Source organism: Microcoleus sp. OTE_8_concoct_300 (assembly GCF_031383065.1).
Lineage (GTDB): Bacteria > Cyanobacteriota > Cyanobacteriia > Cyanobacteriales > Microcoleaceae > Microcoleus.
The window spans coordinates 1-20,730 of sequence record NZ_JANMZH010000560.1; the positions used below are offsets into that span (position 1 = coordinate 1).

The 20,730-nt window shown below is 47.3% G+C and carries 20 protein-coding genes; 10 read left to right on the forward strand and 10 right to left on the reverse strand.

What is annotated here, in order from left to right; genetic code table 11:
- Positions 1-435 precede the first annotated feature (435 nt).
- The 5 genes from ACUVJL_RS25765 (at position 436) to ACUVJL_RS25785 (ending at position 3,776) form a co-directional block, all read left to right on the forward strand.
- Positions 436-1,227: an FHA domain-containing protein gene (locus ACUVJL_RS25765; protein ID WP_445248441.1), complete on the forward strand. Its 792-nt coding sequence runs from the start codon at positions 436-438 to the stop codon at positions 1,225-1,227.
- 82 nt (positions 1,228-1,309) lie between these two features.
- Complete coding sequence (locus ACUVJL_RS25770) at positions 1,310-1,801, forward strand: FHA domain-containing protein (RefSeq protein ID WP_445248442.1); 492 nt, start codon at positions 1,310-1,312, stop codon at positions 1,799-1,801.
- Positions 1,802-1,858: 57 nt separating this feature from the next.
- Complete coding sequence (locus tag ACUVJL_RS25775; RefSeq protein ID WP_445248443.1) at positions 1,859-2,596, forward strand: PRC-barrel domain-containing protein; 738 nt, start codon at positions 1,859-1,861, stop codon at positions 2,594-2,596.
- Positions 2,597-2,766: 170 nt separating this feature from the next.
- Positions 2,767-3,327 carry a hypothetical protein gene (locus tag ACUVJL_RS25780; protein ID WP_445248444.1) on the forward strand — a complete coding sequence of 187 codons (561 nt, stop codon included), beginning with the start codon at positions 2,767-2,769 and terminating at the stop codon, positions 3,325-3,327.
- Positions 3,324-3,776, forward strand: coding sequence for an FHA domain-containing protein (locus ACUVJL_RS25785; protein ID WP_445248445.1), 453 nt, complete (start codon positions 3,324-3,326; stop codon positions 3,774-3,776). The genes ACUVJL_RS25780 and ACUVJL_RS25785 overlap by 4 nt, the downstream gene beginning before the upstream one ends.
- A gap of 264 nt (positions 3,777-4,040) precedes the next feature.
- On the opposite strand, the gene ACUVJL_RS25790 is transcribed toward ACUVJL_RS25785, so the two are convergent.
- Positions 4,041-4,619 (reverse strand): DUF1997 domain-containing protein, encoded by a 579-nt coding sequence (locus ACUVJL_RS25790; RefSeq protein WP_445248446.1) that lies wholly within the window; start codon positions 4,617-4,619, stop codon positions 4,041-4,043.
- A gap of 196 nt (positions 4,620-4,815) precedes the next feature.
- Between ACUVJL_RS25790 and pheA the strand changes: the two genes are divergently transcribed.
- Together pheA and ACUVJL_RS25800 are read left to right on the forward strand one after the other, a co-directional pair.
- Complete coding sequence (pheA, locus tag ACUVJL_RS25795) at positions 4,816-5,742, forward strand: prephenate dehydratase (RefSeq protein WP_445248447.1); 927 nt, start codon at positions 4,816-4,818, stop codon at positions 5,740-5,742.
- Between the two features lie 184 nt (positions 5,743-5,926).
- A complete protein-coding gene (locus ACUVJL_RS25800) occupies positions 5,927-6,571 on the forward strand; it encodes a pentapeptide repeat-containing protein (RefSeq protein ID WP_445248448.1) in 645 nt (214 codons plus the stop codon).
- Positions 6,572-6,604: 33 nt separating this feature from the next.
- Here ACUVJL_RS25800 and ACUVJL_RS25805 read toward each other — a convergent pair whose 3' ends face one another.
- From ACUVJL_RS25805 to ACUVJL_RS25820, 4 genes are all read right to left on the reverse strand, one after another.
- A complete protein-coding gene (locus ACUVJL_RS25805) occupies positions 6,605-7,543 on the reverse strand; it encodes a PspA/IM30 family protein (RefSeq protein WP_445248449.1) in 939 nt (312 codons plus the stop codon).
- 216 nt (positions 7,544-7,759) lie between these two features.
- Positions 7,760-8,401 carry an LON peptidase substrate-binding domain-containing protein gene (locus ACUVJL_RS25810; protein WP_006632192.1) on the reverse strand — a complete coding sequence of 214 codons (642 nt, stop codon included), beginning with the start codon at positions 8,399-8,401 and terminating at the stop codon, positions 7,760-7,762.
- A 311-nt stretch (positions 8,402-8,712) separates the two neighbouring features.
- A complete protein-coding gene (locus ACUVJL_RS25815; RefSeq protein WP_445248450.1) occupies positions 8,713-9,630 on the reverse strand; it encodes a hypothetical protein in 918 nt (305 codons plus the stop codon).
- A gap of 77 nt (positions 9,631-9,707) precedes the next feature.
- Positions 9,708-11,918, reverse strand: coding sequence for a leucine-rich repeat domain-containing protein (locus ACUVJL_RS25820; RefSeq protein ID WP_445248451.1), 2,211 nt, complete (start codon positions 11,916-11,918; stop codon positions 9,708-9,710).
- 280 nt (positions 11,919-12,198) lie between these two features.
- On the opposite strand from ACUVJL_RS25820, the gene ACUVJL_RS25825 reads away from it, so the two are divergent.
- Complete coding sequence (locus tag ACUVJL_RS25825) at positions 12,199-12,468, forward strand: type II toxin-antitoxin system VapB family antitoxin (RefSeq protein WP_445248452.1); 270 nt, start codon at positions 12,199-12,201, stop codon at positions 12,466-12,468.
- Entirely contained in the window at positions 12,465-12,884 is a 420-nt protein-coding gene (locus ACUVJL_RS25830) for a type II toxin-antitoxin system VapC family toxin (RefSeq protein WP_445248453.1), read from the forward strand. Before ACUVJL_RS25825 ends, ACUVJL_RS25830 begins: the two co-directional genes overlap by 4 nt.
- 161 nt (positions 12,885-13,045) lie before the next feature.
- Here the strand turns inward: ACUVJL_RS25830 and rpsJ are convergent, their stop codons facing one another.
- From rpsJ to rpsL, 5 genes are all read right to left on the reverse strand, one after another.
- On the reverse strand, positions 13,046-13,363 hold the full coding sequence (rpsJ, locus tag ACUVJL_RS25835; protein WP_006632193.1) for a 30S ribosomal protein S10: 318 nt from the start codon (positions 13,361-13,363) through the stop codon (positions 13,046-13,048).
- A 183-nt stretch (positions 13,364-13,546) separates the two neighbouring features.
- Positions 13,547-14,776, reverse strand: a complete 1,230-nt coding sequence (gene tuf, locus ACUVJL_RS25840) for an elongation factor Tu (protein WP_445248454.1) — start codon at positions 14,774-14,776, stop codon at positions 13,547-13,549.
- A gap of 101 nt (positions 14,777-14,877) precedes the next feature.
- The gene (gene fusA / locus ACUVJL_RS25845; protein ID WP_445248455.1) at positions 14,878-16,950 is read right to left on the reverse strand and encodes an elongation factor G; all 2,073 of its coding nucleotides are present in this window, start codon (positions 16,948-16,950) and stop codon (positions 14,878-14,880) included.
- A 329-nt stretch (positions 16,951-17,279) separates the two neighbouring features.
- Positions 17,280-17,750, reverse strand: a complete 471-nt coding sequence (gene rpsG, locus ACUVJL_RS25850) for a 30S ribosomal protein S7 (RefSeq protein WP_006632196.1) — start codon at positions 17,748-17,750, stop codon at positions 17,280-17,282.
- Between the two features lie 141 nt (positions 17,751-17,891).
- Complete coding sequence (gene rpsL / locus ACUVJL_RS25855; protein WP_172186436.1) at positions 17,892-18,272, reverse strand: 30S ribosomal protein S12; 381 nt, start codon at positions 18,270-18,272, stop codon at positions 17,892-17,894.
- A 1,310-nt stretch (positions 18,273-19,582) separates the two neighbouring features.
- Between rpsL and ACUVJL_RS25860 the strand changes: the two genes are divergently transcribed.
- Positions 19,583-20,434 carry an Npun_R2479 family HD domain-containing metalloprotein gene (locus tag ACUVJL_RS25860; RefSeq protein WP_445248456.1) on the forward strand — a complete coding sequence of 284 codons (852 nt, stop codon included), beginning with the start codon at positions 19,583-19,585 and terminating at the stop codon, positions 20,432-20,434.
- The last annotated feature ends 296 nt before the right edge of the window (positions 20,435-20,730 follow it).

The following is a 20,730-nucleotide window of genomic DNA, read 5'->3' on the forward strand; positions in this document are numbered from 1 at the left end:
GTCACTAACCCCACCCTAAAGGGATGGGGCTTGAAAGCGGAAGACTCACCACCTTCTTAATTTGAGGCCAAACCAGTGTCTAGCCTGGGTCTTCGAGACAAGCTGAACTATATGGTGGTGGTACACCAAGCGACGTTAAGAATGCTTCCCTAGTTTTTAACCTCTCGGATAGTCAGCGGCGAAGGGATATATACACACGGGCTTACAGCCACTTGCTATGCGTACAGGTAAAAAGCACGAGCCTGTAACTGTCCAGGCGTTCATGCGAATACAAAACGTCGAACGTCGTCAGTATATTCAAGGCGGTAGCAAGCAAGAAAAGGGGGACTAATCCTCCCCCCATCCAATGTAAAGCCGTCCTAAAAGGACGGGGTTTCAAACCCAAATTTTTGATGAGGCTGATTTGAAAATCTGGCCGATAGCAAGGAGAAATCGATGATTGTCTGTCCCAATTGCAATCACCAGAACCCCGACGGGGCCAGCCAGTGCGAGGCTTGCTACACGCCTTTACCTGTTACCGCAAGTTGCTCGAACTGCGGTGCAGCAGTTCAGACAGATGCAGCATTTTGCGGTCAGTGTGGCTTTAACTTGCGTCCGGGTTCCATAGTTCCAGAAGTTGAGGTGAAAGTACAGTCCCCCTCGCCGGTGGGTCCGACAGTGGTATCGTCACGGGCGCCGGATTTAGCGCCAACCGAACCCCTGATGCCAATGGAACCTCTAGTTACCCTAAATAAGGGGCCCAACTTGGAAAAAATTCCCCCCAGTATTCCTACGATTCCAGATCCCCCGCCTTCGCCCTCGGTTCCTGTTACAACTGAATCGGTGGCAACACCAGTAAATACCTCTCCCCCGGTTCGCGGCCCTCAGCCAGCAGGTGTAGCTAAAACTCAACTGCAACAGCAGTCGGCGCGCCTGCTACACGTTCAGACAAATACGCCGATGGAATTGCCTCCCAGTCTGTCTGTGGTTCACATAGGCAAGCCAAATGACTTAGTGCCGCCGGATATTGATGTTTCCGGATTTGCTAATTCTGAGATAGTTTCTCGGGTACACGCAAATCTCCGGGTGGAGGGAGATGCTTGCTACCTAGAAGATGTAGGCAGTTCCAACGGCACTTACGTCAACAATACTCCGCTGCCCCAGGGAAACCGACACAGGTTGCGGCCGGGAGACCGCATATCTCTGGGCAAAGGAGACCTGGTTACGTTTTTATTTCAAATCTCTTAGATCGAGTTTGGATTGGGCGATCGAAAGTCTAAAATCTAAAATCGCATCTTGAGGGGCTCTACCAAAACTCAATGCTGCCAATGTGATTAAGCTGACCTTGCTACATCCACTCCAGTCTATACCCGTCCGCAGTTGGACCTTTGAAGACGAGCAGGTCGTCCGGCTAGGGCGATCGACGGAGAACCACGTCGTTCTTTTTAGCGCTGTGGTTTCTCGTCGCCACATCGAATTGCGGCGCAGCGGCATAACTTGGGAACTGATCAATTTAGGTACTAACGGCACTTACCTCGATGGTAAGCCGATCGTTAAGGTTCCTGTTGTGGACGGTCTGATCGTTCACTTGGCTCGGTCTGGTCCGAAAATTCAAATCAACGTCGGCCCGCATCAGTCCTCAGTCCAGTTAGGAGTTGTTAGCGTCAAGCCAAGGGATGCTAAGGCAATTCACGATCCTTCCGGCGGCGCGCTTCTTAGCACTATTCCTATTCCCGACCAACAAGAAGTTGGCACTTCCAAAGAAGAGGAGGAGTTAACGGAGGCAGAGAATACTCGCAATTTTGCGGAAGAAGAATATTAAAGCGGGATCTTTGGACGATCGACATTTTTCACGATCGCGGCACTCAGGAGTTTATTTATGAGTACATCACAACAGATTGTTAGGCGCAGCGAACTGCTCAACCGTCGCACGATCGACCGCTCAACGGCGGAAGAGGTCGGCAGGGTAGATCGGCTTTGGCTCGATCCTCACTCCCAACGGGCGATCGGCTTTACTTGCAAGTCAGGACTTTTGGGCAACAAAAAACGCTGGTTCGCTTGGGGGCAAGTTGAGACGGTGGGCGAAAATGTTTTTGTCACCATTAACCCGGAACTGCCCCAATTGCATCAGCCGGAACAAGCTGTTTGTCCGATCGGGCTTGAGGTCCTCACCGACTCCGGGAATAAGGCAGGTACGGTGGTTGACTACCTATTTGATGTCCGGACCGGTACAGTGATCCACTACTTGTTTAAATCGAGCGGCTGGCGCGGCGTTTTAGACGGGATTTACTTGCTACCGGTGGCAGCTATTTCGACGATCGGCAGCAAGCGGGCGATCGTGTCTGAAGCTGCTGTATCGGAACCCCAGCAGTACGCGGAGGGACTGCACCAAAAAGTCGGTCTGGTAGCAGAGTTTTTACACGAAGATTTCGACAAAACTCTCAAAAATGTGGCAGGGGTGAAGCGGGGCGCTCAAAGTCTGGCGGAAAAATTCCAAGATAAAGCTCTAGAAGTCAGGGATGTAGCTCAAGAAAAAGTTGCAGAGTTGAAGCGACAAAGGCATGAATCTGCCCCGCCAGAGCCGGGTCCGGAGCCGCCCGAGTCGGATTTGAGCTGAAGTTTTGCCTTATTGATCGCCCGGAGACTAATTGCCGATCGCCTTGTGGGGGTGGCGCGCGCCAGGAAGGTCGATCTGTATTTTCGGTGTAGGAGATTGAGGCGTTCTCGCTCACAATTGCAGTGATCCTCAAAGCATTGTATTTTAAATGTATCGCATCAAAAAGGAAAATGTTAGCAACTCCAAAAGACCTATGCTGTTTGATACAACCCACAAGTATTTTATCTAGAGACCCCAGCATTCATAATTGGTTAACTACTGTTTCCACCAACAGCGATTCGTCGATCGTTGACTGTGGCCAAATCGAGCACTCGAATCAGCGGTGCAACCACCGCGGGTCTGAGTTAAATTCTCTGGTTCGTCAGCGGGAAAATGGTTATTTGGCCGATCGAATTGAGCGGCTCACCCCGAAGCGCAATCGCTCCATCCCAGACCCAATTAATCAAGCGGTTGAGACGGCTGTCAATTACTGGGAAGTTCACCAGATTAATAACATCGTGTTTGGTTGTTACCTCCGACAGCAAAAAGTTGCCCCGGCGCCCCAAGCTAAGGATCAAAAGTTTGTTCCAATGCCTCAAGCAGCCAAAAGTTCAACTCTTACGGCACAGCGAAGGAATAGTGGCGCACTCACCGCGCCTTTAAAAATCAAATTTTTTGCGGTTTTATCCCAAAAAATCTATCTGGGAGCATCCCCCTTTCTGTCTGGCGGCGGAGTGTCAAAACATCAGTGATTACCTTAACTCTGTTACATCCTATCCAGTCTGTCCCGGTTCAAAGTTGGTGTTTTGAATCAGAACCGGTGGTTCGGATCGGTCGATCGAACGACAATGATGTAATTATTTACAGCGCTGTAGTTTCCCGCCACCACGTAGAGCTGTGGAATCACGGGAATGACTGGAAAATTATTAATTTTGGTGCTAACGGCACTTATGTAGATGATAGACCGATCGCTCAGGTGTCTGTTGTGGACGGGATGACAATTCGCTTGGGCAATTCCGGACCAAAAATCAGGATTCGCGTGGGCGCAACGAATCAACCGGGCAAAATAACCAGGCCACCGCAGCGCGAACTCCGCCAAAAGGACGAAGTTTCAAAAGACAGGTCAACAGCAGAACCTCGGGGTGTGGGAATCATCGAAGACGATGAACAGGGAGGGATGACTCAAATCGATCTTGACTGACCCGCAGCTATGTATTCCTGCAAGCCAACTCAAACAAAGCTCAAGCTACGCAATTCGATTATCTAACTAATTAATTTTTCGGTAACTGGCCTGATTTTTGCCTAAATATGCCTATAGCCTTTCTCAGTAACATGAGGTACCCGACGTGCATAGGCCTGGGTGGGCATAGGCCTGGGTGGGCATAGGCCTGGGTGGGCATAGGGCATACCTCACCACGCGCTCGAACCGCTATATAAATTAATTAACAGCTTCTCTAGTAGGATCTCACCCTTCTAAAGATAAGATTTGGGGGAGATCGATCGATATTACCTCAGTTTCGTTGCTTGCCCACCGGCGGTAATCCGAGAGCAACTGAGACATCAACCGCTGTTTGACGCTCACCAGTACGCTCTTGAGCAAAGCGTTGCCCGTTGCTTCTAAAATTGCTTTGGGCGTCAGCCAAAACGGTGGCGGTAACTCTACTTGCACTTCCAAATCCGCTTTTCCCTTCAAGTATGCTACCCCGCTGCTTTGGTGTACACAAAGCTGTCCTTTGAGATTGAGAGCAAAGCGATCGTTTATATAACCCACGCCACGAATTTCGCAGGCGACGGACTCCAAATTGATTGTGCCGTCCGACTCAGCCCACACCCTCATGTCTACTGTGGGTTGAATGCTCAGCATCATAAATTGTAACGGCCGCATTTTCAGCCGGAAACACTCATCGGTTAGCTGCTCTGTGCGACTTTGATCGACGAGGGCGTTCACCAGTCGCCTCGGCTGGCGCAGATAATGTTGAATGGGAACCCGTTCCTCTGGTACGGCGATCTCAACGGATTGGGAAGCATTAAAGCGGGTGTACATGAGAAAATATCAAAGTATAGGATTCCTAAGCATATCTTAATAAACTATCACGTTTTTTAAGGTGATATAAGTCGCGCACCCAGCAATGTCATCCGAGAAATCACTGATAAAAGCTTTCGGGACATCGCTAATTTTTCATCATACTTGCTAGGTGATGAGAGTAAAGCAAACATTTGTAACCTAAAATAGCCTCTAAATGAAAATTTCGATCGCACATCTGGGCCCTGTTGGTACAAATGCAGAAACAGCCGCTCTAGCTTATGTCAATTGGTTGAGCCAAGAAACTAACTTTGAATGTACCCTGTGTCCTTATTCCACTATTTCCCAGGCGCTAGAGGCATCGGCCTTCGGGCAGGTTGACTATTCAGTTGTGCCTGTCGAAAATTCGATCGAAGGCAGCGTGACTGTCACCCTAGATACACTGTGGCGACTCGATCAACTCCGCATTCAACACGCCTTAGTTTTGCCAATTTCCCACGCGCTGGTGTCTAATGCTAAAAATTTTAACGAGATTCAAAAAGTTTACTCTCATCCGCAAGCGCTAGCTCAGTGTCAGTTATGGTTGGGTCAGTTTATGCCCTCAGCTCAATTGATTCCGGCGAATTCAACCACGGAAGCATTGCAATATCTGGAAGATACAAAGGTAGCCGCGATCTCTTCGCCAAGAGCGGCTGAACTTTACAATTTGCCAGTCTTAGCTCACCCCATTAATGATTATCCCGATAATTACACTCGATTTTGGGTACTCAGCACGAGTGTTGGAGAAATCGCCAACGTAGAACCAGCGGAGCGCTCATCGATTAAATCCACCACAAAATCTGCTGCTAAGTTGATCCTCGATGCTTCACCGTCTAATTGCACCCATACCTCACTAGCTTTTAGCGTACCAGCCAATATGCCAGGAGCACTGGTAAAACCTTTGCAAGTATTTGCCAGTCGCAATATTAATTTAAGTCGGATTGAATCAAGACCGACTAAACGATCGCTCGGAGAATATATTTTCTTTATGGACGTTGAGGCTAACGCCTGCCAAGCATTTGTTCGATCGGCACTCGAAGAGTTAAAAAATCACACTGAAACTTTAAAAATCTTTGGTTGCTACAGTGTACTGTCAGTAGTCTAATAATTTTTGGCGTGGGGAGAATATATTTCTTTATGGACGTTGAGGCTAACGCCTGCCAAGCATTTGTTCGATCGGCACTCGAAGAATTAAAAAATCACACTGAAACTTTAAAAATCTTTGGTTGCTACAGTGTATACTGTCAGTAGTATATTTTTTTTTACGTAAAACTTAGGAGGCTGGCGAGATGAATGCTGATGAACTTCTCAAGCGATACGCAGCCGGAGAAAGAAATTTTCATGAAACCAACTTGAAAGAGGCTTCTTTGCGAGAAGCTTTCCTAATCCATATTAATCTAGCTTTTGGAAATCTCAAAGAAATCAATTTTGCTTTGGCCAACCTAACGGGGGCAAATTTAAGGGCTGCCAACCTCAAGAATGCTTGCCTGGTGATGACCAAATTAAATGGGGCTAACCTAAGCGAAGCCGATCTAACTTTTGCGAGATTAACAGGAGCTGACATGATTGAGGCAAACCTGGAAAACGCCAACTTGAGCGACACCAAAATGATTGGTATTAATTTGAGGGGAGCTTCCTTGTACGCCGCAAACCTGATGGAAGCCAACCTCATAGATGCTTGCTTGGACAATACAAACCTCGAACAAGCCAATCTAAGCGAGGCTAAACTGCGGGGAACGAGTCTGAGAAGAGCCAACTTGAGAAAAGCTTTTTTGTGTGAAAGTAACCTTGAGGGCGCTGACTTGAGAGGAGCTGACTTGAGGGGTGCTAATTTGAGCGGGGCATTTTTGTGCGGTGCTAATCTCGAAGGAGCTAAGCGAGATGAGGCAACAATTTTCAGTGGGACAATACAGTTTTGCGTGAGACAAGTTTGAGATTAGGCAATATATCAGCAGAGAATCCGACACCTAAGGACTAAAAAATATACTATTGACTTGGCTGAAAGTGAAGTCTATTTGCTCCTGTACCCGAGCAAAGTGAAGCTGCATCTTGAGGATCTCTTTCTGGGAATTAGCTTCAGCAATCTTACTTTCCAAAGCCAGCAAGTTCCGGTTGAGAGTTTCTACTCGCACAGTTTGGTCGTCTAAGTCAATTTTTAGTTCTGTCGCCTTATCGAATTGAATCTGCTTGCGAACTAAGGCGAGGCGGACTGAATTTTCATCCTCTTTCTGAAGAGCTAGCAAAGCTCGCTGCTGCCACTGATTGGCTTGAGATTCAGCTTGATTGTACAGCCACTGAATACGCAGTTGGGCGGAAATTGCGCTACCAACAGCCTGACGCAGTTCTTTGAGAGGTTCCTGAATTTCTAAGATTAACAGATCCCAAAAATTTATCAGTTCGCTGGTAAATTCTTCGCGCTCTACAGAGGCTACCAATGCTTCTAACAGCAACAAATTTGGTTGCATCTGCTGTGTAATTGTCTCAAATATTAACTCTGCTTCGGACAATTGCCGATCGTCATTTTTTTCTGAGACTGCACCGGATGAGCGATCTAATATTTTTTGATTGCTGTCTACCTCAGCTTCTGAATCTGAACTCGAAGCTACAAAGGCCTGTAATTTTTCGCGGGCGATCGAACTGAGTCTTTTTCGGAGCAAATCGCAGGCCGCCCGCTGCACTGGCCCTGTTTCGCTTTGACAAATCTTGATGACTATTTTTAAGCCTGCATCGCCGTAATTCAATGTCTCTCTCAGGGCGGCGATTCGATGTTCGCTGACAGAACTAGACAGCCGGTGTTTAACTCCTGCTAGTCCGCCGAGCACGACACCGCCCACAGGAGGTGGCAGTTGACCGCCTCTAACTGCATCGTATGGTTTCGGTTGGTCGAGATTTTCTAACACAAGCATTTACTGCTATAAAGAACCTATCCGAACCTGTTTGAAGTTAAGAATTAAACAGATACCAGTTCCAAAAAAGAATGGAACTGTAGGCCCGCGATCCAAACCCTTAGTTCATCAGTCAATCGAAAATCAAAAATCGAAAATCGAAAATCGAATGATTTGTGTGTAATTCTTGCTTCAATGCAGGCAAAATCGATTGTGCTTTTTTCCTGGGCAAATTGGCTACTTGAGCGTATCTTTAAGTACAGTCCTCGCTGCCAAGTGATTGCGAGTAGAAGTCAAAATTTCTGTTTCGCGTTCGAGCCTAGCTGCAGTATCTTGCAATTCTAAAAGAGTTTGCTGTTCTGTCGCTGCACCGTAAAGGTAGCTGGCTACCCAATAGGACAATTCGGTGGGCAAACTGGGAATGTCTTCCGGCAGGTCTATCGGCTGATCCATCAATTTGCTGGAGAGGCGAACTACATCTCTCAGCAGTTGTTCGACATCTTTTCCCAAAGGTCTGAGGTCTTTTTGCGGCGGTTCGTCTTCAATCCATTCTACTAGACCGACTAAATAGGGTTTTTCCCGAACGGCGTCGAGCACTCGGAACCGCTGCTGGCCGAGAGTCATAATTTTCATGCGATCGTCGGGCAGGCGCTGGCAGTGAATCACTTCGGCGCAACAGCCAACGGCAGAGACTTTGTTTTGGTTGGGGTCCCACATGAGCACACCGAAACGGCGATCGCCCTCCAGAATCGTGTTCATCATTATTCGATAGCGAAACTCGAAGATTTGCAGCGGCAGGGGTCTACCTGGAAATAGAACCACTTCCGGCAACGGAAATAAGGGGAGTTCGCGAACTGCTACAGAGGAAGAGGATGCCATTGTCGCTCAAATGTGACGGTACTTGCGCTTCTTTTTCTTACTTTAACTGATTTGAGTAATTCCGGCGCAAGAGCGATCGGGCTTTTGCGACACGGGCGATCGAGGCTTTAGGCTGATGCGTAGGGTCAGAAACCTGGTTTTTTCCCAAAATCCTGGGTTGTTACCCACAAATTAGGTAAAAAACCCGGTTTCTTTGGGCTGATGCGTAGGGTCAGAAACCGGGTTTTTTCCCAAAATTATTGGTTGTTACCCACAAATTAAGTAAAAAACCCGGTTTCTTTGGGCTGATGCGTATGCCTTGCATAACTTATTCAGCGCGCTGGCGGTAGCTGGATTTCGATACCCAGTTTATTGCCAACATCGATCGCCGTATTGGCAAATTCTGTGACGCCTGCAATGCCAACTCCGATCGCCGCCACCGCCGTTACAATAGCTTTTAAACTTTTCTTTAATCTGTCTTTATTCCATTGGTTTTCTGGTTTTTGAATTTCGGCTTCGACATCTTCGATATCGATAATTATATCATCGCGGACATCTTTTGGAAACTGCCCGCAATTTTCACGCAAAAATGCAATTAATGTCAAAATTTCTGCTGTATTAGCATTATTGATTTGAGTAAATTGATTGTTTTTAACTTCGTTGTCGCTGCCGGCAACACCAGATATCGGGCCGTAGAAGGTGTTGGTTTTGGAAGAAGTGTCAGTCATTTTTTTACCGTCGATGTTGATGTTTAATTGAATGCTAGAAGTATCTCCAGAGTCAGGTTTATTGATTCCAGAAATTCGCTCTTTCTCTTCCCATTGTTGCAAATTATCCGGGAAATCTTCCATCAAGCGGCGCACCTGAACCATTTGATAAGATTTGTAGCATTCGATTTCGTAGCGGTGGTTTGCCAAACGGCGGCGCAGTTCTTCAAAATCGTAGAGGTGAGGGTCTTGGCTGCCTTGGCATTGGTGACAACTGCAGGGGATGAATTCCTTGTATTTTAGGCGATCGTCATAAGTAGCATGAATTTTCCAGAGTTCGTGGCGGATACGGTCTAAAAGAAATTCTTTCCGCTTGCCAGAAACTCGAATGCGGATTTCTCGTTGGTGGTAATTCTCGATAACTTCGGCTTTAGCGTAATTGTCGGCGAGGATGACTCCATCGCGCCAGACAATATCCCCCCTACCCTTTGGTAAATCAGATTGAGGGCGGTAGATTAGACCTCTTGCAAAAGTCCTTTTCATAAATTTATTGGACGGGCAAGATGCCCATCCCACAAGAAAAAATAATTCTTGTGGGATGGGCATCTTGCCCGTCCTAGTTATTTTTGCAAGAGGTCTATTAACAAGTGCATTTCTACGATGAAGCGGGTAATGATGCCTTTGGGCATGAAGTCGTATTCGTAACGCAAAATCAGGTTATCGGCGTCATCCCAGTCGTAGTTGGGCGTTTCGAGGCGGAGAAGTTGCGGGGCGATGTATTGTCCGGGTTGGCAGGGGATTTCGTAACACAGTTTGAAGTGTTTCATCAAGTGCAGCAGTTCGTCGTGCAAGTCTTGATATTCTTTGTCGCGCCAGATTTGCTTCAGGTTTTCTTGGGTGAAATACCCGTAATTGTCGATGACTTCTGCGTTGTCGGTGACTTCTCCATTGTCGGTGATTTTTTTGTTGCCGATGAGTTTGTAAACAGCGTTGGTTGCCAATTCGGGACGCAGGATAACTACATTTTTGAGGATGGGGTCTTTTTGGAAATGCAGGATAATACCCAAGTCGTGGAGGTATTTGCTGAGACTCAGCATCGCAGGTCGATCGGACTTTTTGAAACCTTGGCTAACGCAGATGTTGACAAATTCACTGACTTCGATATGGGTTTGGCGTTGGGAATAGTTTTCCACAACATAGCGGACGTTTGCCCAGCGTTTGGGGATGGGCGTACTGATGTGTTCGAGGGTAGTGATGCGGTTTTGCAGGGCGCGTTGGAGGGCTTCAAGTCCGCGATTGGTGGCGAGATTGGTGACGTAATCTTTTTCTAGGTTGCGAAAGTCACGCCGCTGTTGGGAGAGGCTGATTTCACAGCAGATGTTTTGTTTTTCGTTTTGGACGAGGAAGACGGGACTGCCGTCGCTGAGGAGTTCGATGATACTCAGCCAGTAGCAGAGATTGGGGTTTTGGCGGCGGTTATCGACGAGGAGGACATACACAGAACGTTCGGTGAGGAAAAATTGGTGGGTGGCGTGGTAGATTTCCTGTCCGCCAAAGTCCCAGAGGTGAACGCGGAAAGGTTTGCCGTTGGGTTGTGGGAATTCCCAGCGCATCACATCGATGCCTTCGGTGGCGGGTTCTCGTTCTTTGAGTTGGTAGTCGGTATTGAGGAGTTTGTTTGCTAGGGTGGTTTTTCCCGCTTCGCCTTCGCCGACAATCAAAAGTTTGGCTTCGTTGAGTTCTTCGGTAGCATTGGGGTCGCGAGTTTGGAAGTAGAAATCGAGAATGGTACGCAAATCCCCAGGATCTTTATATAATTCCTTTTCGCCCAGAATTTCCGGCGGAATTGGTATCGGATTACCCCGCAAATCCAATTGTTTCAGCTTCTCCATTTGGCCCACAACTTCGGGAATTTCTGTAATCTGATTGTTACTGAGGTAAAGCTGTGTCAAATTCGACAGTTTGCCCACAAATTTGGGAATTTCTGTAATCTGATTGTTACTGAGGTAAAGCAGTGTCAAATTCGACAGTTTGCCCACAACTTCGGGAATTTCTGCTATCTGATTGCTACCGAGGTTAAGCTGTGTCAAATTCGACAGTTTGCCCACAACTTCGGGAATTTCTGTAATCTGATTATTCCAGAGGCCAAGCCGTGTCAAATTCGACAGTTTGCCCACAACTTCGGGAATTTCTGTAATCTGATTGTTACTGAGGTAAAGCTGTGTCAAATTCGACAGTTTGCCCAGAACTTCGGGAATTTCTGTAATCTGATTGTTCCAGAGGTTAAGCTGTGTCAAATTCGACAGTTTGCCCAGAACTTCGGGAATTTCTGTAATCTGATTGCTACCGAGGTCAAGCTGTGTCAAATTCGACAGTTTGCCCACAGCTTCGGGAATTTCTGTAATCTGATTTTCACTGAGGTCAAGCCATGTCAAATTCGACAGTTTGCCCACAGCTTCGGGAATTTCTGTAATCTGATTGTCACTGAGGTCAAGCCATGTCAAATTCGACAGTTTGCCCACAACTTCGGGAATTTCTGTAATCTGATTGTTTCTGAGGTCAAGCTGTGTCAAATTCGACAGTTTGCCCACCTCTTCGGGAATTTCTGTAATCTGATTGTCACTGAGGTTAAGCTGTGTCAAATTCGACAGTTTGCCCACCTCTTCGGGAATTTCTGTAATCTGATTGAAACTGAGGTAAAGCTGTGTCAAGTTCGACAATTTGCCAATCTCCGGCGGCAATTCCTCCAACTCCAACCCCCTCAAATCCAATTCTGTCTGGTTCTGGGAGGCGACTTTATCGATTAACTGCAACAACTCCTCTCGCGTCATGCCCTTTATCTCTCGCTAGTCTTCATTTTATTGTGACAGTATTTTTAGTTTAAGGGGGAGTTGCGCGCATCGCGATCTAAGAAACCGGGTTTTTGGAGTTTTCTCGGCTGTGACGAAGTATGCTGGCAAAAACCCGGTTTCTGGGCTGTGGTGCGAGGAAGGGCGATCTAAAAAACCGGGTTTTTTGGAGTTTTTGCGCTGTGGCGAAGTATGCTGGCAAAAACCCGGTTTCTGACCTAAGCATTACTATAATAAAAGAGCAGTTAAAAGAGGAAAGCCAATGGTGACAAGCCTGAATGTGGATACGGCGCTGCTGCAAGAGGCGATCGAACTTACGGGAGAAACGGCGATCGAAACCCTAGTGGAAATCGCCTTGCGCGAATACATTCAGCGTCGCAAACAACCGAAGCATCTCGAACTTAGCTTTGGAGAATCTCTCTGTGCATTTCGTGAAAAATATCAACTGCACGAACTAGGTTTAAATCCTGATGAAATTTGGGGAGAAATTCGCGATCGAACTTTTGCAGGGCGCGAGGTCATCTTTGAATGACGCTGCGTTATTTACTCGATACTAACATTATCTCCGAGCCTGTTCGTCCTATTCCGAATGCCAATGTGATGACTAAACTAATTGAGGCAAAATCAACTGTAGCAATTGCCTCGATCGTTTGGCACGAAGTTCTGCTAGGCTGCTATCGAATGCCCGACTCTAAACGTCGTCGCGCGATCGCAGCCTATCTTCAGGAAGAAGTGAAAAGAAAATTACCGATTTTGCCCTACACCCAAGAAGCGGCTGAGTGGTTCGCTCAAGAACGAGCAAGACTCATCCCGATCGGACTTACACCATCTTATGCTGATGGACAAATAGCAGCGATCGCTAAAGTCAATAATCTGATTCTGGTAACACGAAATGTTGCTGATTATGCAAACTTTCAAGATTTGCCGATAGAAAACTGGTTTTCTTAAACTTTATCAACCATAGCATTACCAGCAACCCAGCTTACAACACCTCGATCGTCTTCTCAACTTTAAAACTGGTTTCTGACTAGCCTTGCGTCCAGGGATGAAAAAAAGGAACAAAGTATTTTTCCCTTGTTCCTTTTTTTGTTATTTCCCAAACTGTCAATTTACAACTTGACTTCAATATCTACGCCGGCTGGCAAATCCAGTTTCATCAAGGCGTCAATTGTTTTAGCAGAAGGCTGGTGAATGTCGATAATCCGGCGGTGCGTGCGGGTTTCAAAGTGTTCGCGAGAATCTTTGTCTACGTGGGGCGATCGCAGCAAGCAGTAAATCCGCCGTTTTGTTGGTAGGGGAATCGGGCCGATCGCAGTGGCTGCTGTCCGATTAGCTGTATCTACAATCTTTTCGCAGGATGCGTCTAGAATTCGGCGATCGAAAGCTTTGAGGCGGATGCGAATTTTTTGCTGTTGAATTGTTGCCATTTTTGTTTCTTGAATTTTCTAGGTTCAGTTTGTTATTTGTTGTCTGTTGTCTGTTATCTGTTTGCAGTTGTGTTTCGGCTAACGGCTAACTGCGGACTCATGACTAATAACTAATCACTAAATAGCAGAAAAGCCTGATTAAATTTAGTGGCTTTTCTGCTATCCAAGAGTGTTAGTCGATTCCTACTTGAGGATTTTGGAAACAACGCCGGCGCCGACGGTGCGGCCGCCTTCGCGGATAGCGAAGCGCATTCCTTGTTCGATCGCGATCGGGTGGATCAGTTCAACAGTCATTTTGATGCGGTCACCGGGCATCACCATTTCAGCTTCCGAGCCGTCGTCAGCAGTGAACTGGTTGATCGTACCAGTTACATCCGTTGTACGGACGTAAAACTGAGGGCGATAGCCCGGGAAAAATGGCGTGTGACGGCCACCTTCTTCCTTTTTGAGGATGTAAACTTCAGATTCAAACTGAGTATGAGGACTGATGGATTTGGGCTTGGCAATTACCATGCCTCTTTCAATATCCGCCTTTAAAATCCCCCGGAGCAATAGACCCACGTTGTCGCCGGCCAAGCCTTCATCCAACGACTTGGTGAACATTTCCACACCAGTCACCGTAGTGCTGCGAGTGTCCTTAATGCCAATCACTTCTACTGTTTCGCCGACTTTGATTGTGCCACGCTCAATCCGACCAGTGGCAACAGTACCCCGACCAGTAATGGAGAATACGTCTTCTACAGCCATCAAGAAAGGCTTGTCAACTTCGCGCTCTGGTGTGGGGATGTAAGAATCTACTTCTTCCATCAGCTGGTAAATTTTGTCAACCCACTCATTATCGCCCTTTACAGTCTTGGGATTAGCAATCATCGCTTCGAGAGCTTTCAATCCCGAACCGGTCACGATGGGGATGTCATCGCCAGGAAAATCGTAAGAACTCAGGAGTTCCCGAACTTCCAGTTCCACCAATTCTAGTAGTTCTGCATCGTCTACCATGTCTTCTTTGTTCAAGAAGACAACCAGGCTGGGAACGCCAACTTGCTTAGCTAGCAAGATGTGTTCGCGAGTTTGAGGCATGGGACCGTCTGCCGCTGACACTACTAGGATGCCGCCGTCCATTTGAGCAGCACCGGTGATCATGTTTTTCACATAGTCAGCGTGTCCGGGGCAATCTACGTGGGCATAGTGCCGACCTGTGGTTTCGTATTCCACGTGAGCAGTATTAATCGTAATACCCCGTGCTTTTTCTTCAGGCGCGGCGTCGATTTCGTCGTACTTCTTAGCCTTTGCTTGACCTAGTGCAGAGAGAGTCATCGTAATCGCGGCGGTCAAAGTTGTTTTGCCGTGGTCAACGTGACCGATCGTGCCGATGTTTACGTGGGGTTTAGTCCGTTCAAATTTTGCGCGTGCCATTCTTGATCTGTTCCTTGTTTCTTTTAGCGATTTTAGACTTGAGATTTTAGATTCTAGATTTTGGATTCAATCCAAAATCCAAAATCTAAAATCTAAAATCATTAGTTCCCTTTGTTCTTAGCGATAATGGCTTCTGCCACATTTCGCGGCACTTCTTCGTAATGGCTGAATTCCATTGTGAAGATGCCTCGACCTTGGGTTTTCGAGCGGATGTCGGTCGCGTAACCAAACATTTCTGCTAGTGGAACTTTTACAGAAACTTTGGCAATCCCCTGATCCGTCTCTTGACCTTCGATCTGGCCCCGACGTGAGTTGAGGTCTCCGATGACGTTCCCGATGTAATCTTCGGGAACTTCAACCTCTACTTTCATCATAGGCTCTAGCAGCACTGGCGACGCCTTCATTACGGCTTCTTTGATCGCCATTGAACCGGCGATCTTAAATGCCATTTCTGAGGAGTCTACGTCGTGGAAAGACCCGTCTACCATAGTAGCTTTGAGGTCAATCACGGGATATCCTGCTACAATACCTGATTCGCAGGCTTCTTTCATCCCTTGTTCTGCAGGGCCGATGTACTCTTTGGGTACAGTGCCGCCGACAATTTTGGAGACAAATTCAAAGCCGGTTCCCACTTCTGTTGGTTCTAGTTCGATCACGACGTGACCGTACTGACCTTTACCGCCACTTTGGCGGATAAATTTACCTTCGGCGCGGACGGCTTTGCGAATGGTTTCGCGGTAGGCTACTTGTGGCTGACCCACGTTGGCTTCTACTTTGAATTCCCGCAGCATTCTGTCTACGAGGATTTCCAGATGAAGTTCGCCCATGCCGGCGATGACTGTCTGGTTAGTTTCTGGGTCAACGTTGACTCGGAAGGTGGGGTCTTCTTCCGAGAGCGACTGGAGGGCTTTGGAGAGCTTCTCCATGTCTTGTTTGGTTTTGGGTTCGACAGCGACGGAGATGACTGGTTCGGGAATGAACAGGGACTCCAGAATCACTTCCGAGCCTTCTTCACAGATGGTATCGCCTGTGAAGGTGTCTTTCAGACCCAAGGCTGCTCCCAGGTCTCCGGCGCGGAGTTCCTCTACTTCTATCCGATCGTCCGCTTTGAGTACAATTAGGCGAGAAACCCGCTCTTTTTTGTCTTTGGTGGAGTTTAGGACGTAGCTACCTTTTTTGAGGATACCGGAGTAGACGCGAACGAAGGTCAGGCGACCGTAGGGGTCGGCCATGATTTTGAATGCCAAAGCTGACAGGGGGGCGTTGTCGTCGGCAAACCGCTCTGCTGTGTCGCCGTTGGGTAGGAGTCCTTGAATTGGGGGAACTTCCAATGGTGACGGCAGATAGTCTATCACTCCATCCAACAAAAGCTGAACGCCTTTGTTTTTGAATGCCGAACCGCACAGCATGGGGACGATCGTACCTTCGACAGTACCGTGACGCAGGGCCGATCGGATTTCGTCTTCCGTTAGTTCTACGCCTTCGAGATATTTCTGAGTGAGGGCGTCGCTGGTTTCTGCTACGGACTCGATCAGCTTGGTTCGGTATTCTACGGCTAGATCCTTTACTTCATCGGGGATTTCTACTTCCTCGATATCCGTGCCGGTGTTGTTCTTGTAGATATAGGCTTTCATTTGCACTAAGTCTACAATTCCCCGGAAGTTTTCTTCGCTGCCGATCGGGATTTGGATGGGTACGGCGTTCGCTCTCATTCGATCGCAAATTTGAGCATAGACTTTGTAGAAGTTCGCGCCCATCCGATCCATTTTGTTGACAAACACGATCCGTGGTACTTTGTACCGATCGGCTTGCCGCCAAACTGTTTCTGATTGTGGCTGCACTCCGCCTACCGAGCAGAATACTGCGATCACTCCGTCAAGCACTCGCATGGAGCGTTCTACTTCGATCGTGAAGTCTACGTGTCCAGGAGTGTCAATGATGTTGATTTTGTGATCTTTCCAACTGGTGGTGATAGCAGCGGCAGTAATCGTAATTCCACGCTCTCGCTCTTGCGCCATCGTGTCCATAGTTGTTGTTCCATCGTGCACTTCACCCATTTTGTGAACCATGCCTGAATAGAACAGAATTCTTTCTGTTGTTGTTGTTTTGCCCGCGTCAATGTGGGCGGCGATGCCGATGTTGCGAGTTTTTTCTAGCGGGACGATACGTACCACAGCTACCTCCTTGGAGTTTGTGTTGCTATAATACAACTATACTACATAATAACTTTGTTTGTCATCGCTACGACTTAGAACATAAGTATATGGAGCGTATTGTTACATTTTAATATTTTTTGCAAGACTTGTTCACAAAAATATTAAGGATGTGGCATTGGCGATCGAGAGAGTGCGTGAGTTTTGAGTTTTGAGGAAGGCAGTTTTTGAGCGGCGTCATGGGCAGTGCTGCCAGTCGCAGTGCAATCTCAATACTCAAAACGTCAAATCCCTCGCCTGTGCTTTTATACCACAGGCTCGCTCAATTGGACCTGCATTCGAGCTGGCAATTAGTAACGATAGTGAGCAAAAGCCTTGTTGGCTTCGGCCATGCGGTGGGTTTCTTCGCGCTTGCGAATGGCACTGCCTGTTTCGTTAGCTGCATCCATCAGTTCGTTGGCTAGCTTGGCTGCCATCGAGCGGCCGGTGCGAGCACGAGCAAATCTGATCAGCCAGCGGAGGGCTAGAGTGGTACCGCGATCGGAGCGCACTTCCATTGGCACTTGGTAGGTGGCACCACCTACCCGGCGGGCTTTGACTTCTACTAGGGGTGTAGCGTTTTTGACTGCTTTTTCAAACAAGTCTAACGGTTCAGCCCCTGTGCGTTCTTGGATGGTTTTGAGGGCGTCGTAGACGATGCTGGAGGCCACGGATTTTTTGCCGTGCTGCATGATCCGTCTCACCATCATGCTTACCAACCGGCTGTTGTAGGTTGGATCTGGCGGAACTGGACGTTTTTGAATAACTGTGCGGCGAGACATAGTTCTATTGGGGATTTTTGATTTTGAATGATTGAGTTTGGGGTTTTGGGTTCAGATCTCGATCTATGACGATCGAGCGTGCGATCGATCGGCGCGATGGGATTTATTGTTGCTTCCCAACCCCGACGGGCGAGATCCTGGTTATTTTTTCTCTTTAGGACGCTTTGCCCCGTATTTGGAACGAGCCTGCTTACGGTCTTTCACCCCAGCGGTGTCTAATGTACCGCGAATGATGTGGTATCTAACTCCGGGTAAATCTTTTACCCGACCGCCCCGGATCATTACTACCGAGTGTTCTTGCAAGTTGTGACCGATCCCTGGGATGTAGGCTGTCACTTCAAAACCAGAGGTCAGCCGTACCCGAGCCACCTTCCGCAGCGCCGAGTTGGGTTTTTTCGGGGTGGTCGTGTACACTCTGGTGCAAACTCCGCGGCGCTGGGGGCAACTCTTGAGAGCTGGCGATTTGGTTTTTTTCTGCGTTTGTTCCCGTGCTGAACGGATGAGTTGCTGAATAGTGGGCATGAGTTACGGCATTTCTAGCTTTTTGCTGAATATAGTGATTTAGCGGCATCCGCACTGAAAGTCCCTTCCCCTCTAGGGGGACGGGATGAATGAAAATAATTATGGGTAAGTGAGGATACCAGACTCTATATTGTACATGACTAGACTTTCTTTGGCAAGGAATTTGGCAAGGCTGTCGAACTTCTTTCCTTGCTGCCAGTTTCGACTTGCGATCTCAACGGGCGAATGATATGTGACATAATATGATCTAAACGCAACCGTGAGGCTTGTCATAACCGTCAGCAAAATTTATGACGATCGATATTTCGATCGAATCACCATTTGTCGGCAACGCCCATCAACTCCAGCCGGAGATCGCATCACAGTCTCACCATCACAGTCAAGGGCCGATAGACATCACATAAAGTTATCTAAAATTGCCTGACAATAAGAAATCTACATTCAGTTGACCGCAGATGACAACCAAAGCTTATATTCCTGAATAGGGAATTTCCGAACTTTACTTGATCATTTGGAAATTCGGTAAGATTGATCGGACTCAGTTCCAGCCTATTCAATATGCAATTAATTCTCACAGTTTAACTGAGTGTCAAAAGAATTCCCTATCTTTCTAAAAGGTGGGGATGAATTTTGACCAATAAATAAAAGCGAAGCAACATGGTTTTGTTCTATTGTAATAATGTTGTATACTACTTTTGTTGCTATCTTGCATGGCGTTCTCTATAGTAAAGCTTGATAGTTCCTCAGAAGTGTGCATGGGATTCCCTTTTGATCTCAGTCTGAGATAGCCCTCTGTGTCAGTGGTAGAAAGATAAGTCCAAACATAAGGCAGCCAAATAAACAAAGAAATAACTCTTGGAAAAGCCGAGGGTCTGCCTGTGGACAGCGAGTAACACCAAAACACAGACGACTGTGTAGAGGCATCGGCGGATGAGGCGGGAAGCTCCAAAGACGAATAAGACCGTCCTTGAATTGAGTTGATGTTGGAAGCCCCAACTTCAGCGAAGCAAGTAGGGGTACTTCACGAAGTTCAGACGAGGGAAAAATTGTCAGCAGGCTACTCTATGCAGTACGGCCCGGATGGGGGTCAGTGAGGGATCCAGTTGCTTGGGAGTTTTGAGGGCGGGCGCGAGATTGCTTCGTGACTCCCCGGGCGTAGTGGCGTCAATGAGTTTTGAGATTGCTACGGGATGGCGAACAACACACACGGGGTGCATGAGTTGTGAGTTAAAATCTCATCCATAAAATTAGAGGGTTCCCAAATAGATTCACCGCTCTTGAAAGGCAATATTAAGGTAAAAGGACAGGATATGTTTAATTCTACAGAACTGCTGATCGAGGCTTTCATCGAACAGCTTGAGAACGGGTACAGGCGCACTTACGGAGGCTACAAATCAGACTATGCTGACATTATTGCCTGGGTAGGGGCAATGGCGTTAGAAAACATCGCCAACAGCGACGGTCTTTATCACAATGTAGAACACGCCATTTGCATTACCTTAGTCGGTCAAGAAATCTTGCGGGGAAAACACATTCGCAAAGGCGGAGTTTCCTGCGACGATTGGCTCCACTTCATCATTTCTTTGCTGTGCCAAGATATCGGATATGTCAAAGGAGTTTGCCGGCAAGACCAAAAATCAGAAGGATTGTATGCTACGGGAAAAGATGACATGAGAATTGCACTTGCTCCCGGTGCAACAGCGGCTAGCTTAGCTCCTTACCGAGTTGACAGAGCTAAATTGTTCATTGACGAGCGCTTCGGCAACCACAAGCTAATTAATGCTGAGATAATTAAGCAGAACATAGAACAGACTCGTTTCTCGGTGCTGGACGGCAACACTGACGAGGATGCAGTTAATTACTCTAGTTTAGTTCGTGGTGCTGACTTGATAGGTCAGCTCAGCAACCCGCAATATTTGCAGAAAATAGGCGCGCTGTTTTACGAGTTGGAAGAAAGCGGTGCTACTAAACTTTTGGGCTACCGACACCCCGGCGACTTGCTGCAAAGCTACTCTAAGTTTTACTGGAGCGGCATTTATCCGCACATCAGTGAATCTCTCGATTACTTGCAGTTGACGCAGGAAGGCAAACAGATTGTTGCTAGTTTGTACGCTAACATATTTCGGATGGAACACCAACGTTGCGATTCTGAGGTTGCTTGACGGAAGGTGAAGGGGAAGGGGAAAGCGGCAAGTTTTGAATGCGTGAGATTGCTTTCCTAAGAATTGCTTCGCTAACATTCCTGGCAACGCTATTAAGGAGAAGGGAAAGACGGCCAGTTTTGAATGGGTGAGATTTCTTTGCTAAGAATCACTTCGCTAAGCTGTTCGACATCTAAACTGCATTAACTAAGTTACCTTTATTTTTTATTTTTCGGTTCCATTTCATAATTAGTCCTCCTTCATTTAACAGTTTATGTAACAGTGCTTCTAGTTTTTCAATGGATTCAAATAATCTA